A 16631-nucleotide genomic window follows, 5' to 3' on the forward strand; every position below is an offset into this window, starting at 1 on the left:
TCGTGCCCCGTCCGGAGCCTTGACCACCGAGACGCGCGCGGCACAGGATCACGCCATGACGGGTGTACGCAGCAATACGGTCGACGGGGTCCTTCGGCGGAGCGCGCGGCGCGTGCCGGGGCGAGTGGCTCTGCGCTACGGCGAGCGGGTCTGGACGTACGCGGAGCTGGACGACGCCGTCTCGCGCGCGGCCCGGGCACTGTGCGCCGAGGGGCTCGGCCACGGTGACCGTGTCGCCGCCTACGCACACAACTCGGACGCCTATCTCATCGGCTTCCTGGCCTGCTCGCGGGCGGGCCTGGTCCATGTGCCGGTCAACCAGAACCTCGTCGGGGACGACCTGGCGTACATCGTGGGGCAGTCGGGCAGCTCCCTGGTCCTCGCCGATCCGGACCTCGCCCCGCGCCTTCCCGGTGACGTCCGCGTGCTCCCGCTGCGCGACGCGGACGACTCGCTGCTCGCGCGGCTCGCGGGCACGGCGGCGTACGACGGAGAAGCACCCGGCGCCGACGACCTGGCCCAGCTGCTCTACACCTCCGGCACCACCGCGCTCCCCAAGGGCGCGATGATGAGCCACCGCGCCCTCGTGCACGAGTACGTCAGCGCCATCACCGCCCTTGACCTCAAGGAGACGGACAAGCCCGTCCACTCGCTGCCGCTCTACCACTCGGCGCAGATGCACGTCTTCCTGCTGCCGTACCTCGCGGTGGGCGCCGAGAACACGATCATCGACGCGCCCGACGCCGAGCGGATCTTCGAGCTCGTCGAGGCGGGCCGCGCCGACAGCCTCTTCGCGCCGCCCACCGTGTGGATCGGCCTCTCGAACCACCCCGGCTTCGCCACCCGTGACCTCGGCGGGCTGTGCAAGGCCTACTACGGGGCGTCGATCATGCCCGTCCCCGTCCTGGAGCGGCTGCGCGAACGGCTGCCGTCGCTCGGCTTCTACAACTGCTTCGGGCAGAGCGAGATCGGCCCCCTCGCCACGGTCCTGGGGCCCGAGGAGCACGAGGGGCGGATGGACTCCTGCGGGCGGCCGGTCCTCTTCGTCGAGGCGCGGGTCGTCGACGAGCGTGGCGCCGAGGTGCCCGACGGCACGCAGGGTGAAGTCGTCTACCGCTCACCGCAGTTGTGCGAGGGCTACTGGGACAAGCCCGAGGAGACCAAGGAGGCCTTCCGTGACGGGTGGTTCCACTCCGGGGACCTCGCCGTGCGGGACGAGGAGGGCTACTTCACGGTGGTCGACCGGGTGAAGGACGTCATCAACTCCGGCGGCGTCCTCGTCGCGTCCCGCCAGGTCGAGGACGCGCTCTACACCCACGAGCGGGTCGCCGAGACGGCCGTGATCGGCCTGCCGGACGAGCGCTGGATCGAGGCGGTCACCGCCGTCGTCGTACGCAGCGGAGACGTCACCGAAGCCGAACTCATCGACCATGCGCGCGAGAAGCTCGCCCACTTCAAGGCGCCCAAACGGGTCCTCTTCGTGGACGAGCTGCCGCGCAACGCGAGCGGGAAGATCCTCAAGCGGGAGCTGCGGGACCGTTTCAGCGCGTCGTAGGGGTACGTGTCAGGCGCTACTTGTCCCGCAGGTCCACGATCCGCTTGAACTTGCCCACCGACCGCTCGATCGTCTCCGGATCGACGATCTCGACCGCCACCGAGACGCCGATGCCGTCCTTCACCGCCGACGCGATCTCCCGTGCCGCCGCATCGCGCCGCTCGGGAGTCGTGTCCGCGCGGGACTCGGCCCGGACCGTCAGCGCGTCCATGCGGCCCTCGCGGGTCAGGCGCAGCTGGAAGTACGGGGCGACGCCCGGAGTCCGCAGGACGATCTCCTCCACCTGCGTGGGGAAGAGGTTCACGCCACGCAGGATCACCATGTCGTCCGTGCGGCCCGTGACCTTCTCCATCCGGCGGAAGGTCCGTGCGGTGCCGGGCAGGAGGCGTGTCAGGTCGCGCGTGCGGTAGCGGACGACGGGCATGGCCTCCTTGGTGAGGGAGGTGAAGACCAGCTCGCCGCGCTCGCCGTCCGGGAGCACCTCGCCGGTGATCGGGTCCACCACCTCGGGATAGAAGTGGTCCTCCCAGATGTGCAGGCCGTCCTTGGTCTCCACGCACTCCTGGGCGACACCGGGGCCGATGACCTCGGAGAGCCCGTATATGTCGACGGCGTCGATCGCGAACCGCTCCTCGATCTCGGCGCGCATCTCCTCCGTCCACGGCTCGGCGCCGAAGATGCCGACCTTGAGGGACGTCGTGCGCGGGTCGACGCCCTGGCGCTCGAACTCCTCCAGGAGCGTCAGCATGTACGACGGGGTGACCATGATGATCTCGGGGCGGAAGTCCTGGATCAGCTGGACCTGGCGCGCCGTCATGCCGCCGGACGCCGGGATCACCGTGCAGCCGAGACGCTCGGCGCCGTAGTGCGCGCCGAGACCGCCGGTGAACAGGCCGTATCCGTAGGCCACATGGACCTTGTGGCCGGGGCGGCCGCCCGCCGCGCGGATCGAGCGGGCGACGACGTCCGCCCACATCGACAGGTCCTGCTCGGTGTAGCCGACGACCGTGGGCCGCCCCGTGGTGCCGCTGGAGGCGTGCAGGCGCCGCACCTCGGACTGCTCGACCGCGAACATCCCGAAGGGGTAGTTGTCCCGCAGATCGGTCTTGGCCGTGAACGGGAAGCGGGCCAGGTCGCCGAGTGAACGGCAGTCGTCGGGGCGCAGGCCCGCCTTGTCGAACGCCGCCCGGTAGAAGGGAACGTTCTCGTACGCGTGCAGCAAGGTGTCCTGCAGGCGCTCCAGCTGCAGCGCCTCGAGCTCCTCGCGCCCGAGGCGCTCCGCCGCGTCCAGCATGGCCGTCATATGGATGCTCTCCCGTCCCAAACGGGCGACCGATCATTCGGTCGTGGATCTTCTGTCGAGGTCAGTAATCCAGCCCCGGGGGCGGCCGTCAAGAGATCGCGCACGGCCGCATTGAGCTGGGGCGCTGCCTCCGAACGGCATTGTCCGGGTGCGGCGCGAGATGTGATGATCAACCCCATGCCGACATTCACCGCATACGACGGGACCGAGCTCGCCTACCACGAGAAGGGGGAGGGCGAACCGCTGCTCTGTGTGCCGGGCGGTCCCATGCGCGCCTCCGCCTACTTCGGCGACCTCGGCGGCCTGACCGCGCACCGCCGCCTGATCCTGCTCGACCTGCGCGGCACGGGCGACTCGGCGGTGCCGGCCGACACGGTGACGTACCGCTGCGACCGACTCGTGGACGATGTCGAGGCGCTGCGCGAGCACCTGGGCCTCGACGAGATCGACCTGCTCGGCCATTCGGCGGCGGGGAACATCGCCACGCTGTACGCGGCGCGCCACCCGAAGCGGGTCCGCCGCCTCGTCCTCGTCGCGCCGGCCACCCAGTCGCTCGGCCTCACGCCGGGCGCGCGGGATCACCTTGACGCCGCGGCGGCGCACAAGGCCGAGCCCTGGTACCCGGCCGCCGAGGCCGCCCTGAAGGAGATCGAGGGCGGTCGCAGCCCCCTCGAGGTGTGGGACGCGATCGTGCCCCTCGCCTACGGCCGCTGGGACGACGCGGCGCGGGCGCACCAGGCGGCGAGCGCGAGGGAGAAGAACGCCGAGGCGGCTGCTCTGTTCTACGGTGACGGCGCGTTCGACCCTGCGGGTACGCGCGAGGCCCTGGCCGCTCTCGCGGCGCCGGTGCTCGTGCTCGCGGGTGAGTACGACGGTGCGCCCAACCCCGCGCACGCGGAGGAGTTCGCCGGGTACTTCCCCGGCGGCGTGCGCCAAGTGCAGCCGGGCGGCGGGCACTTCCCGTGGCTGGACGATCCGGAGTGGTTCGCGCGGCGCGTGGCAGGATTCCTCGCGCAGGACTAGGAATACGGAGGAGAACACCGTGCGTCTTACCGCGTCCGTCGGGCGTTTGTTCACCGCTGGGGCCGTGGGCGTGGCTCTGCTGGCGGGGAGCGGGGGTGTTGCTGTTGCCGCTCCGACTGCCGCTCCCGCTGCCGCTCCGTCGCAGCGGTCCGGGGCCGTTGCCCCCGCGGGGTCGTACGCCCGGCTCCATCCGCTGGTCGATCTCGCCGCCCAGCGGCTGGCCACCGCCGATCTCGTCGCCGCCGCGAAGTACGGCACCGGCAGCCCCATCGACGACCCTGCCCGCGAGAAGCAGGTCCTTGACGATGTCGCGCGCCAGGCACGGGATGTGGGGGCCGATCCCGAGGCGACCGTGCGGATCTTCCGGGACCAGATCGAGGCCAACAAGGTGGTGCAGCGAGAGCTGCACCGGCGGTGGGACGCGGATCCTTCGCAGGTGCCCGCGGAGAAGCCGGACCTCGGGGAGGTTCGCAAGGAGATCAATCGGGTGAACGGGGAGTTGGTGCGGGGGATCGCCGACTCTGCGTCCGCGCGTTCAGCGCCGGCTTGCCGTGGGCTTGTCACCGTGGCGGGCGTACGGGTTCTCCATGAGCGGCAGCTTGACGTGCTGCACACCGTGGCTCTGGAGCGTGCGCTTCGGTCTGTGTGTGCGGGCTGACTCTCTTCCGGGCCGCCGCTTCGCGGCGGATTCTTTCCCGCCCACCCACCCGATTGCCCCGTGGTGAAGTTGGTTGGGGTGGAGGTGGGTGGGGGTGCCCGATTGGCCTGTGGTGACGTCGGTTGGGGCCGGGTGGGGGTGTCCGATTGTCCCCTGGTGACCTCGGTGGGCGTGCGTGCCCGATTGGCCCGCGGACTCAGCGACCCGCCCCCGCCGCCACCGACTTCGCCCACCGGTAGTCCGCCTTGCCGCTCGGTGAGCGTTGGATCTCCGTGGTGAAGACCACCGCTCGCGGGATCTTGTAGCCGGCGAGGCGGGTGCGGCAGTGGGTCTGGATGGCCTCCAGGTCCAATGAGGGTGCGCCCTGCCGGAGTTGGACCACCGCGGCCACCCGATTGCCCCAGCGTTCGTCGGGGACTCCGGCGACCAGCGCGTCGTACACGTCCGGATGGGACTTGAGCGCCTGCTCGACCTCCTCCGGATACACCTTCTCGCCGCCGGTGTTGATGCACTGCGAGCCGCGTCCGAGGACGGTGACGATGCCGTCCTCGTCGACCGTCGCCATGTCGCCGAGCAGTACCCAGCGCTCGTCGCCCTTCTGGAAGAAGGTCTCGGCGGTCTTCGCCGGGTCGTTGTAGTAGCCGAGCGGCACATGGCCGCGCTGGGCCAGGCGGCCCGGTACGCCCACCGGGACCGGATCGTGCGTGACCAGATCCACCACCTGCGTACGTTCGTTGACCTCCAGGCGGAAGCCCTTCTCCGGACCCGAGTCGTCCGTCGCCTTGCCGTTGGACCCGGACTCGGATGAGCCGAAGTTGTTCAGGAGCAGGACGTTCGGGGCGAGTTCCTGGAACTGGGCGCGCACCGTCTCCGACATGATCGCCCCGGACGACGAGACGCTGAAGAGCGACGACAGGTCGGTGCCCTTGAGCGGGCCGTGCAGGGCGTCGATGAGGGGCCTGAGCATGGCGTCGCCCACCAGCGAGACGCTGGACACCTTCTCCCGCTCGATGGTGCGGAGCACCTCTTCGGGGACGTACTTGCGGTGAATGGCCACCCGCTGGCCGTAGTTGAAGGCGATGAACGACGTGAGCGTCGACGTGCCGTGCATCAGCGGGGGAGCGGGGAAGAACGTGATGCCGGGGCCGCCCGCCGCGACGCGCTCCGCCAGTTCCTCGGGACGCTTCACCGGCTCGCCCGCGGGTTCGCCGCCGAAGAGCCCGGCGAAGAAGAGGTCCTCCTGGCGCCACATGACGCCCTTGGGCATGCCGGTGGTGCCGCCGGTGTAGATGATGAACAGGTCGTCGGCCGAGCGCGCCGGGAACCCGCGCTCCGGCGAACCCGCCTCCTCCGCCTGTGCGAAGGCCACCACGTCGAGCACCGGGGCGTCGGCCGGCGGGGTCCCCACCCGCACCAGATGCCGCAGCTTCTCCGTGCGCGGCAGCGCGGCCGCGACCCGCTCGGTGAACTCCGCGTCGAAGATGAGGGCAGCGAGGTCCGCGTCACGGTAGAGGTAGACCAACTCCTCTTCCACATAGCGGTAGTTGACGTTGACCGGGACGAGGCGCGCCTTGAGGCAGGCGAGCACCGTCTGCAGGTACTCGACGCCGTTGTAGAGGTGGAGCCCCAGGTGTTCGCCCGGCTTCAGGCCGCTGTCGATCAAGTGGTGCGCGAGGCGGTTGGCGGCCAGGTCGAGCTCGGCGTACGTCAGCCTGCGTTCCGCCCCGGTGCCGGGGTGATCGATGTACACGAGCGCCTCGCGGTCGGGGACCACGTCGACGACCGACTCGAACAGGTCGGCAAGGTTGTACTCCACCGCTCCTCCTGACCCCGGAGTCATCTCTTCTGGCGGTCATCAGAGCAGAGGCACCCACAAGTGGGAAGGGTGCTCGTTCAAGAAATCTGACTGACTGTCAGAAAACTATTGAACTGGCTCCCCACCTACTGCAACCTGTTCCAGGTCCGAAGCCGACAGCAGATGGCCGACGCGGGCCGGCCGTCGACGAGCCGTCACGAGAGGGAGCACGGCCATGGGTGGGACGGAACATCTCGCTGTACGGCGCGAAGGCGCCACACTGATACTCACGCTCAACCGGCCGGAGGCGAAGAACGCGCTCTCGCTGCCGATGCTGGTGGGCCTCTACGACGGCTGGGTGGCCGCCGACGAGGACGACGCGATCCGCTCCGTCGTGCTCACCGGGGCGGGCGGCGCGTTCTGCGCCGGCATGGACCTCAAGGCCCTCGCGGGCAAGGGGATGGACGGCGAGCAGTACCGGGGCCGGATGAAGGCCGACCCCGATCTGCACTGGAAGGCGATGCTGCGCCACCACCGCCCCCGCAAGCCGGTCATCGCCGCGGTCGAGGGGTACTGCGTCGCGGGCGGCACGGAGATCCTCCAGGGCACGGACATCCGTGTCGCGGGCGAGTCCGCGACGTTCGGGCTCTTCGAGGTCAAGCGCGGCCTCTTCCCCATCGGCGGCTCGACCGTGCGCCTCCCGCGCCAGATTCCTCGTACGCACGCCCTGGAGATGCTGCTCACCGGGCGGCCCTACTCGGCGGCCGAGGCCGCCGCGATCGGCCTCATCGGCCACGTAGTCCCGGACGGCACCGCTCTGGAGAAGGCGCTCGTCATCGCCGAGCAGATCAACGCCTGCGGGCCGCTGGCCGTCGAGGCGGTCAAGGCGTCCGTGTACGAGGCCGCCGAGATGACGGAGGCGGACGGCCTGGCGGCCGAGCTGAAGCGGGGGTGGCCGATCTTCGACACCGCCGACGCGAAGGAGGGCTCCAGAGCCTTCGCGGAGAAGCGGGACCCGGTGTTTCGGCGGGCCTAGGCCGACGGTCACCTGGCGACCGGTGGGGGCTGGTCGCGCAGTTCCCCGCGCCCCTTACGAGGCGCCCCTGTCGTTCCCGCACGGGGCGACTTCTTACCCTGCTGAGAAACGGAGTTCTGCTCATGGCATCCGCTCCCTCCCCCGAAGTGCTGCGAGCCCCGCTCGTCGTCGAGTTTCCCTTCACCCGGTCCCTCGGGCCGGTGCAGAGCGCGTTCCTGACCGGGCTGCGCGAACGCACCGTGCTCGGCGTGAAGACCAAGGACGGCAGGACGCTCGTCCCGCCCGTCGAGTACGACCCCGTGACCGCCGACGAGATCCGTGACCTCGTCGAGGTCGGTGCCACCGGCACCGTCACCACCTGGGCCTGGAACCACGAACCCCGCAGGGGACAGCCCCTGGACACTCCCTTCGCCTGGGTCCTCGTGCGGCTCGACGGCGCCGACACCGCCCTGCTGCACGCCCTGGACGCCCCTGGCCCCGATGAGGTCAGGACCGGCATGCGCGTCCGGATCCGCTGGGCCGCCGAACGCACCGGTGCCATCACCGACATCGCCTGCTTCGAGGCGTACGACGGGGCGGCTCAGAGCGAAGTCGTGCCGCACGACGGGGAGTTCAGCGACCCCGTCACCGGCATCGTCGCGGCCGCACGCCTCGACTACACCTACGCGCCGGGCCGCGCCCAGACCGCCTACATCAACGCCCTCTCCGACCAGAAGACCGTCGGCGAGCGCTGCCCCTCCTGCCACAAGGTCTACGTCCCGCCGCGCGGCGCCTGCCCCACCTGCGGCGTCGCCACGACCGAGCGGGTCGAGGTCGGGCCGCGCGGCACCGTCACCACGTACTGCATCGTCAACATCAAGGCGAAGAACCTCGACATCGAAGTGCCCTACGTCTACGCGCACATCGCCCTCGACGGCGCGGACCTCGCCCTGCACGCCCGGATCGCGGGCATCCCCTACGACCAGGTGCGGATGGGGCTGCGCGTCGAACCGGTGTGGACCGAGGGCGGTCGCTTCCCCGATCACTACCGGCCCACGGGCGAGCCGGACGCCGACTACGACACGTACAAGGAGCTGGTGTAGATGCCGTCCGCCAAGCCGTCCGTGATGCGGCCCGTCCGGGACATCGCCATCGTGGCCTTCGGGCAGACCGACCATCTGCGCTCCACCGACGAGCTCTCCGAGGTGGAGATGCTCATGCCGGTCCTGCACCAGGTCCTCGCCGCCACCGGCCTGAAGACCAGCGACATCGGCTTCACCTGCTCCGGGTCGTCGGACTACCTCGCCGGGCGTGCCTTCTCCTTCACCATGGCGCTCGACGGGGTCGGGGCCTGGCCGCCGATCTCCGAGTCGCACGTCGAGATGGACGGGGCCTGGGCGCTGTACGAGGCGTGGACCAAGCTGCTCACCGGCGAGGCCGACACCGCGCTCGTGTACTCCTACGGCAAGTCGTCCCCCGGTTCGGTGCGTGACGTCCTGACCCGGCAGCTCGACCCGTACTACGTGGCGCCCCTCTGGCCGGACTCGGTCGCTCTCGCGGCCCTCCAGGCGCAGGCGCTGATCGACGCGGGGGACACCGACGAGCCCGCGCTCGCCGGGGTGGCATCGCGCAGCCGTCAGGACGCCTCCGCCAACTCCCATGCGCAGTTGCGGGGTTCGGTGGCGCAAGGGGATTACGTCGTACGTCCCCTCCGTACCGGCGACTGCCCGCCCATCGGGGACGGGGCCGCAGCCGTGATCCTCGCTGCGGGGGAGCGGGCCCGTGACCTGTGCGAGCGGCCGGCATGGATCCGCGGGATCGACCACCGCGTCGAGGCGCACAGCCTCGGCGTGCGCGACCTCACCGACTCGCCGTCGAGCCGCCTGGCCGCCGAGCGCGCCGGCGCCTTCGAACGGCCCGTGGACACCGCCGAGTTGCACGCGCCGTTCACCTCACAGGAGGTCGTCCTGCGCAAGGCGCTGAAGCTGGGCGCCGACGTCGCGGTGAACCCCTCCGGGGGTGCGCTCGCCGCGAACCCCGTCATGGCCGCCGGGCTCATCCGGCTCGGTGAGGCCGCCGCCCGCATCCACCGGGGCGAGTCGGACCGGGCCCTCGCGCACGCCACATCCGGCCCTTGCCTCCAGCAGAACCTGGTCGCCGTCCTCGAAGGAGATTCGTGATGAGTGGGGTGGGCAAGGAGCCCGTGGCCGTCGTCGGTATCGGCCAGACCAAGCACGTCGCAGCCCGGCGGGACGTCTCGATCGCGGGACTGGTCCGCGAGGCCGCCCAAGCCGCCCTCGCGGACGCCGAGTTGACGTGGACCGACATCGACGCCGTGGTCATCGGCAAGGCGCCCGACTTCTTCGAGGGCGTGATGATGCCCGAGCTGTACCTCGCCGACGCGCTCGGCGCGGTGGGCAAGCCGATGCTGCGCGTCCACACGGCGGGCTCCGTCGGCGGCTCCACGGCGCTGGTCGCGTCGAACCTGGTCGCGGGCCGCGTCCACGGCACCGTACTGACCCTCGCCTTCGAAAAGCAGTCGGAATCCAACGCGATGTGGGGGCTCTCCCTGCCCGTCCCCTTCCAGCAGCCGCTCCTCGCGGGCGCGGGCGGCTTCTTCGCCCCGCACGTGCGCGCGTACATGCGGCGCACCGGCGCCCCCGACACGGTCGGCTCGCTCGTCGCCTACAAGGACCGGCGCAACGCCCTGAAGAACCCCTACGCCCATCTGCACGAGCAGGACATCACCCTGGAGAAGGTCCAGGCATCGCCGATGCTCTGGGACCCGATCCGCTACTCCGAGACCTGCCCGTCGTCCGACGGTGCCTGCGCGATGATCCTCACCGACCGTGCGGGCGCGGCCCGTTCGACCCGGCCGCCGGCCTGGATGCACGGCGGCGCGATGCGCAGCGAGCCGACCCTCTTCGCGGGCAAGGACTTCGTGTCGCCGCAGGCGGGCAAGGACTGCGCGGCCGACGTCTACCGGCAGGCGGGGGTCACGGACCCGCGGCGCGACATCGACGCCGTCGAGATGTACGTGCCCTTTTCCTGGTACGAGCCGATGTGGCTGGAGAACCTGGGCTTCGCCGCGGAGGGCGAGGGCTGGAAGCTGACCGAGTCGGGCGTGACGGAGCTGGACGGCGATCTGCCCGTCAACATGTCGGGCGGCGTCCTGTCCACCAATCCCATCGGCGCCTCGGGCATGATCCGCTTCGCCGAAGCGGCACTTCAGGTGCGCGGCCAGGCCGGCGAGCACCAGATCGAAGGGGCCCGCAGGGCGCTCGGGCACGCCTACGGAGGCGGCTCGCAGTTCTTCTCCATGTGGCTGGTCGGCGCGGAGCCGCCCACCACGTGAGGGGTCCGCCGGGCCGGACGGGCGGCCGTCCTCCTTCCGCGGCCTGTCCGGCACCGGAACCGAAAGCTAGGCTGGCGGGCGGACGACGCATCGGGAGGAGCACGGACGTGGCCGAAGGCACCATTCAGCAGCATCCGCTCGCAGGTCAGCAGCGCCCGCTCGCAGGCTGGGACAAGCCGGAGCTCGACCTCAGCACAGCAGACTGGCAATCGGGCAGTGAGGGGCGGGGTGATGTGGAGATCGCCTTTGTCGAAGGATTCATCGCGATGCGCAACGCGGGCCGCCCCGAGAGCCCTTCCCTCATCTTCACTCCGGCGGAGTGGGGAGCGTTCGTGCACGGCGCGCGTGCGGGGGAGTTCGATCTGACGTAGGCCGTGTGGGCGTTGTGGACCCTCGTCTCCGGCTGTCGCCACCGCTCACGGCCTCTGCCGTGCTGACCTGGTGACTTTGGACTCTGCCCCCGGCCCGCCTCCTGGGCGAGGCCGGGACCGGAAGCAGAGCCGGTCGACCTTGGCCTTGCGCCGGAGACGAGGAAGCCATGAGTGGCGACGCGCCCGTTGAACCTGTTGTCGTGGCCGTCGACGGTTCGGCCGGCAGCGACCACGCCCTGGAATGGGCACTGACCGCGGCGCGACTGCGGGGAACGCCGCTGCGGATCGTGCATGTGCGGCAGTACGCGATGCCGCTGGCCGACGGTCCGCACATGCCGACCATCGACCACCGGCTCGACGCCGACCCGGTCATCGACCGCACACGCCGGGCCCTGGAGCGGCGCCCGGAACTGCCTCCCCTGGACTTCGCCGTCGTGGAGGGCGCCCCCGGGCGTGACGTCCCGAGGCTCGGCGACGGGGCGCGGCTGCTGGTGCTCGGGTCGCGCGGGCGGGGCGGCTTCGCCAGCCTGCTGCTCGGCTCGAAGGGGCTCGCGAGCGCGCGGGAGGCGGCGTGCCCCGTCGTGGTGGTGCGGCCGGGCGACGAGCTCACGGCGGGCGCCGAGCCCCGCGTGGTCCTCGGCCTCGACGCGCTCTCCCCGCACGACGAGACGATCGGCTTCGCCTTCGAGGAGGCGGCGCTGCGGGGCGCGGTGCTCCGGGTCGTCTGCGCCTATCCCGGGCCCGTCCTCGTCTACACCGCCACCGGTGACTTCGTGACATCGGCGGAGGCGGACGCGGCGACATCGGCGCGGTACACCGAGCTCGCGGGCGAGCAGCTCGCGCCCTTCCAGGAGCGGTATCCCCAGGTGGACGTCGAGAGGGAGATCCTGCCGGGGGACGCGGCGGGGCTGCTCGTGGAGGCGTCGCGGGACGCGGAGCTCGTGGTGGTGGGGCGGCATCAGAGCCGGATGCCGCTGGGGAGGCTGATGGGGTCGGTGACCAACGCGGTGCTGTTGCATGCGCGGGGTGCGGTGGCCGTGGTGCCACTGGAGTCCCGGTAAGGCCGCTGTCACGCAGGGGTCTCACGCGTGTTCGCGCACACGTCCCACGTCTCACCGCAGCACCACGCACCCCCGCCCCGCCAACCTCCCCAGGAGGTCCCGTGGCACGGTGACGTCGTTCCAGCGCAGGTCCAGCTTCTCCAGCGCGGGCAAGTCACCGACCCAGGGCGGGAGTTCACGCAGGAGATTCGCCCGCAGATCCAGCCTCCGCAGCAGCGGCAGACCGCGCAGCGCCTCCGGCACCGTCGTGAACTGGTTCTCGCGCAGCTCCAGTTCGCGCAGTCCGCGCAGGTGGCCGACCGAGGCGGGGAGCGCGGCGAGACGGTTCCCGCGCAGCCACAGTTCGCGCAGGGCCGTCAGGCCGCCGAGCGACGCGGGGACCGAGGTCAGGTGGTTGTGCTGGGCGCGCAGCTCGACCAGGGCCTCGAGCGATCCCAGTGTGTCCGGCAGTGCCGTCAGCCGGTTCTCGCCCACGTTGAGGTACGTCAGCCGCTTCAGGTTGCCCAGCGACTCCGGCAGTGACGTGAGGCGGTTGTCGTGGAGGTAGAGGAAGCGGCTCAGAGCCGACAGGTCGCCCAGCTCGTCCGGAATGGAGCTGAGGTGGTTGTGGCCCAGGTCCAGTGTGTGCAGGGAGGCCAAGGATCCGATCCGCGCGGGGAGATGCGTGAGCGCGTTGTCGGGGAGAAGCAGGACCTCCAGGGACGGGTGGTGCCACACCTCGTCGGGCACCTCGCTCAGGCCGCCGTGCCAGTAGTTGAGTACGTTCTCGGTGCCGACCGTCACGTGGGGGTCCCTTCGTCCGGGGTGGATGCCACCCGTCCGGGGTGGATGTCACAGCCAACCGCATCGCTGTGGCCGAATCGGCTCCCGGCGGGCCCCGCGGGCGTAATCTGAGGTGCCTGAAGGTCAAGGCACGCGCAGCAGGAAGCGCCCGGCGCACCACCATGGCGGAGGGTGTCCCATGGTGCATCACGTTCCCCATGGCAAGCGGACCCTCTTCGAGCGGGAGAGCGAACTCGCGGCGGTCGACGAGGCGTTGAGTGAACTGTGCGGTCTGTCGCGGGACGGCTCCGAGCCCCCGGACAGGCCCCGGGGAGCACTCATCGCCTTCGCGGGGCGCGCGGGCCTCGGCAAGACCTCCCTTCTCGCCGAGGCCCGCCGCCGTGCCGCCGCCAAGGGCTGCACCGTGGCGTCGGCACGCGGCGGTGACCAGGAGCAGCGGGTCGCCTTCCACGTGGCGCGGCAGCTGGTGCAGCCCCTGCTCGCCTCCGTCCCCGACGCGGAACTGCGGGACGTACTGGGCAGTTGGTACGCCATCGTCGGCCCCGCCCTCGGGCTCTGCGCCCCGCCGGACGGCGCGCCGCCCGACCCGCAGGGGCTGCGCGACGGACTGGACTGGGTGCTCACCCATGTCGCCGTGCAGCGCGCCCCGCTGGTGGTCGTGATCGACGACGCGCACTGGGCCGACGCCGAGTCGCTGAGCTGGCTCTCCGCCTTCGCGCCCCGCGCTGAGGCCCTGCCCCTGCTGCTCGTCGTCGCCTACCGTCCCGAGGAACTGCCCGCCCACGCCGCGGAGTTCAGAGGCCTGCCCGGACGCGCCGGGCAGCGGCCCATCGGACTCGAACCGCTCAGCGCCACCGCTGTCGCCCGCCTCGTACGCGACGCGCTCGGCACCCGTGCCGACGACGCGTTCTGCCGCGAGTGCTGGGCGGTCACCGCGGGCAACCCGTTCGAGGCCGTGGAGCTGGCCGCGAAGGTGCACGACCGCGGGCTCACCCCCGACGAGGCCGGCGCGCATCTGCTGCGCGATCTCGCCGCGGCCGTGAAGGGCAGTGGCCTCGTCGCACGCCTGGAGCGTCTTGGCACCTCGACCGTCCGGTTCGCCTGGGCCTGCGCCGTCCTCGGGATCTCGGTCCCCCCGGCGCTCGCCGCCGCCGTCGCGGGCATCGGCGAGCGGGAGGCCGCCGACTGCGCCGACCGGCTGCGCCGCGCCCGCGTCCTGACCGGCGCCCACACCCTGGAATTCGTGCACCCGCTGATCGCCACCGCCGTCTACCGCGCCATCCCTGGCGGTGTCCGCGTCGCCCTGCACGGTCAGGCAGCCTGGTGCGTGGTCAACGCGGGGCTCGGCGCGTCCGCCGCGGCCCGGCATCTCCTGGAGGTCCACCCCGACGGCGACACCTGGGTCGTGCAGCAGCTGCGCGCCGCCGCCCGCGAGACCGTCCGCGCGGGCGCCCCCGACGCGGCACGCCGCTATCTCGCCCGCGCCCTGCGCGAACCCCCGCCCTGGGAGGACCGCGCCGCGGTCCTCTACGAACTCGGCTGCGCGTCCTACCTCACCGAACCGGCGACGACCGTCAACCACCTGCGCGCCGCACTCGAAGAGCCCATCACCGACCCCGTCCTGCGCAACGGCATCGTCTACCGCCTCTCCCAGGTCCTCGCCCACTCCGACCGCCTGGGCGAGGCCTCCGACACCCTCGCCCGCGAGATCCGGGTGACCACCGAGCCACGGGTGCGGATCCGGATGCAGGCCGAGCAGTTCATGTGGGACGCCTTCCGGGCCGACGAGCCGGACTCGCCCGCCCGGTCACGTCGCCTTGCCCGGCTCGCCGACCGGCTGCCCGGCCGCGATCTCACCGAGCGGTACATCATCGGGCTCCGCGCCTGGGACGCGACGCTGCGCGCCGAGCCCGCCCGGACCGCCGTCCGGCACGCCGAGCGCGCCCTGGTCGGCGGGCTCGGCTGGGCCGAGGAGGACCGGGGCTTCGAAGTCCCGGTCCTGGTCGCGCTCACCTTCCTGTACGCCGACCGGCCGGGCCGGGCGGAGGAACTGTTCGCCGCCGGGATCGCCGACTTCGAGCGCCAGGGCTGGCGCGGCGCCCATCTGTCGTTCGCGTACACCCTTCTCGCGTACGTACGGTTCCGGCGCGGACGCCTCGCCGAAGCCGAGGACTTCGTGCGCGCCGGGCTGCGGATCGCCGAGCGTGTGGGGTCGGGAACGCCCGCGCACTGGTACGCCGTCGGCATCCTCATCGAGATCCTGCTGGCCCGTGGCCGCGTCGCCGAGGCCACGCGCACCGCCGAGGAGTACGGCTTCGGGGAGCCGTTCCCCTCGGCCGTGGTCTTCCCCGACGCGCAGGCCGTGCACGGCGAACTGCTCCTCGCCCGCGGCCTCACCAAGGACGCGGCGGCCGAACTCGCCGCTGCGGGCCGCCGCCTCGACCCGCGGGGCATGCGCAACCCCGCCTGGTGCCCCTGGCAGCTCCACCTCGCGCTCGCCGAGGCCGACGACGCCCCCGAGCGCGCGCTCGCCACCGCGTACGAAGCGGTCCGGCGCGCCCGCGGGTTCGCCACCGCGTCGGCGATCGGGCAGGCGCTGCGGATCACCGCCGAGGTCGCTCCGGGTTCCGTGCGCGTCAAGCTCCTGGAGGAGTCCGTCAGCCACCTGGAGCGGTCGCCCGCGGCGTACGAACTCGCCTGTGCGCTGGTCTGCCTGGGCGCCGAGCTGCGCCGCGCCGGCCGCCCGAAGGACGCGGCCGACCCCCTCTACCGCGGGCTCGAAGCGGCCGTCCAGTGCGGCGCGGACGGCCTGGTCGAGCGGGCCCGCGAGGAGCTGGCGGCGGCCGGACTGCGCCCCCGGCTGCTGCACAGCACGGAGACGGACACGCTCACCGCGCGCGAGCGCAGCGCCGCCGCGCTCGCCGTCCGCGGTGAGCCGGCCGCCCGCATCGCCGAGGAGCTGCACACCGACGAGGCGGCCGTCGTCCGGCTGCTGTCCGCCGTGTACCGGAAAGTGGGAACGGATCACTCCGGTCTTGCCGCCGCGCTCGGCGTCCCGCCACCCCCGCTGACCTCGCGCTGAGCGCGTGACCGCGCCACGGCCGCCCCGCGCGGACCGGCGCCGCCCCCGCGCCGACAACCGCCGCGGGCCACGTACCATTGGCGCATGTCCTTCCTCCGCCGCCGCAGCTCCGCCACTCCCGCTGGCCCGGACTTCGATGTCCTGGCCATGGACCCGGGTGACTGGCCCGGCAACCTCGGCGCGGGCCTGCTGCCCGCCCCCGACGGCAGCTGCCAGGGCGTCTTCCTGCGCTACGACCTCTTCGGCGGGCGCGGCCCCGCGATGATCATCGGCAATCTGCCCGAGGGCTCCCCGGCGCGCGAGATCGCCGACGACGAGGTGCCCTTCGAGGTGGCCCAGCTGATGCTCGCGCTGGAGAACGACGAGGAGATCACCGTCGTCACCACCGAGGACATGCCGGTGATGCAGGGGGACAACCTCCTCATCGTGCGCCGCCTCAAGCTCTCCGAAAGCCGCATCTCCTGCGTGCAGTTCGACCGCAGCGACGGCGTCCTGGTCACCATCGCCGCCTGGGACCGGCCGATCACCGACGATCTGTACGCCCTTCTGAAGCCGCTGCCCGCCGAGCTCTTCCAGCAGGGCTGAACCGCCCCGGACCGCCGCAGGCCACGCACCCACCCCTTCTGCCGG

General features: G+C 71.8%; 14 protein-coding genes. 11 read left to right on the forward strand and 3 right to left on the reverse strand.

Annotated elements, in window-relative coordinates:
* Positions 1 to 55 precede the first annotated feature (55 nt).
* Complete coding sequence (locus tag AC07AG_RS29265; protein WP_478759116.1) at positions 56 to 1555, forward strand: acyl-CoA synthetase; 1500 nt, start codon at positions 56 to 58, stop codon at positions 1553 to 1555.
* 16 nt (positions 1556 to 1571) lie between these two features.
* Here the strand turns inward: AC07AG_RS29265 and paaK are convergent, their stop codons facing one another.
* A complete protein-coding gene (paaK, locus tag AC07AG_RS29270; RefSeq protein ID WP_478759117.1) occupies positions 1572 to 2858 on the reverse strand; it encodes a phenylacetate--CoA ligase PaaK in 1287 nt (428 codons plus the stop codon).
* Positions 2859 to 3035: 177 nt separating this feature from the next.
* Here paaK and AC07AG_RS29275 point away from each other — a divergent pair, with 177 nt between their 5' ends.
* Together AC07AG_RS29275 and AC07AG_RS29280 are read left to right on the forward strand one after the other, a co-directional pair.
* Positions 3036 to 3881: an alpha/beta fold hydrolase gene (locus tag AC07AG_RS29275; RefSeq protein WP_478759118.1), complete on the forward strand. Its 846-nt coding sequence runs from the start codon at positions 3036 to 3038 to the stop codon at positions 3879 to 3881.
* A gap of 19 nt (positions 3882 to 3900) precedes the next feature.
* Positions 3901 to 4539 carry a chorismate mutase gene (locus AC07AG_RS29280; RefSeq protein WP_478759119.1) on the forward strand — a complete coding sequence of 213 codons (639 nt, stop codon included), beginning with the start codon at positions 3901 to 3903 and terminating at the stop codon, positions 4537 to 4539.
* Positions 4540 to 4735: 196 nt separating this feature from the next.
* Here the strand turns inward: AC07AG_RS29280 and AC07AG_RS29285 are convergent, their stop codons facing one another.
* Entirely contained in the window at positions 4736 to 6355 is a 1620-nt protein-coding gene (locus AC07AG_RS29285; protein WP_478759120.1) for an acyl-CoA synthetase, read from the reverse strand.
* A 214-nt stretch (positions 6356 to 6569) separates the two neighbouring features.
* Between AC07AG_RS29285 and AC07AG_RS29290 the strand changes: the two genes are divergently transcribed.
* The 6 genes from AC07AG_RS29290 to AC07AG_RS29315 all read left to right on the forward strand — a co-directional run bounded on the left by AC07AG_RS29290 (position 6570) and on the right by AC07AG_RS29315 (position 12136).
* Entirely contained in the window at positions 6570 to 7370 is an 801-nt protein-coding gene (locus tag AC07AG_RS29290; RefSeq protein ID WP_478759121.1) for a crotonase/enoyl-CoA hydratase family protein, read from the forward strand.
* Between the two features lie 122 nt (positions 7371 to 7492).
* Positions 7493 to 8452, forward strand: coding sequence for a Zn-ribbon domain-containing OB-fold protein (locus AC07AG_RS29295; protein WP_478759122.1), 960 nt, complete (start codon positions 7493 to 7495; stop codon positions 8450 to 8452).
* Entirely contained in the window at positions 8453 to 9529 is a 1077-nt protein-coding gene (locus AC07AG_RS29300; RefSeq protein WP_478759123.1) for a thiolase domain-containing protein, read from the forward strand.
* Positions 9530 to 9537: 8 nt separating this feature from the next.
* On the forward strand, positions 9538 to 10704 hold the full coding sequence (locus AC07AG_RS29305; RefSeq protein WP_478759388.1) for a thiolase domain-containing protein: 1167 nt from the start codon (positions 9538 to 9540) through the stop codon (positions 10702 to 10704).
* A gap of 107 nt (positions 10705 to 10811) precedes the next feature.
* Positions 10812 to 11075 (forward strand): DUF397 domain-containing protein, encoded by a 264-nt coding sequence (locus AC07AG_RS29310; protein WP_249591741.1) that lies wholly within the window; start codon positions 10812 to 10814, stop codon positions 11073 to 11075.
* A 200-nt stretch (positions 11076 to 11275) separates the two neighbouring features.
* Positions 11276 to 12136, forward strand: a complete 861-nt coding sequence (locus AC07AG_RS29315) for a universal stress protein (RefSeq protein WP_478759124.1) — start codon at positions 11276 to 11278, stop codon at positions 12134 to 12136.
* A gap of 51 nt (positions 12137 to 12187) precedes the next feature.
* Here AC07AG_RS29315 and AC07AG_RS29320 read toward each other — a convergent pair whose 3' ends face one another.
* Positions 12188 to 12919 carry a leucine-rich repeat domain-containing protein gene (locus AC07AG_RS29320; RefSeq protein WP_478759125.1) on the reverse strand — a complete coding sequence of 244 codons (732 nt, stop codon included), beginning with the start codon at positions 12917 to 12919 and terminating at the stop codon, positions 12188 to 12190.
* Between the two features lie 178 nt (positions 12920 to 13097).
* Between AC07AG_RS29320 and AC07AG_RS29325 the strand changes: the two genes are divergently transcribed.
* Together AC07AG_RS29325 and AC07AG_RS29330 are read left to right on the forward strand one after the other, a co-directional pair.
* The gene (locus AC07AG_RS29325; protein ID WP_478759126.1) at positions 13098 to 16001 is read left to right on the forward strand and encodes an ATP-binding protein; all 2904 of its coding nucleotides are present in this window, start codon (positions 13098 to 13100) and stop codon (positions 15999 to 16001) included.
* Between the two features lie 84 nt (positions 16002 to 16085).
* Positions 16086 to 16586, forward strand: coding sequence for a hypothetical protein (locus AC07AG_RS29330; RefSeq protein ID WP_249591745.1), 501 nt, complete (start codon positions 16086 to 16088; stop codon positions 16584 to 16586).
* Positions 16587 to 16631: the final 45 nt, after the last annotated feature.

The organism is Streptomyces sp. NPDC044044 (genome assembly GCF_056434405.1).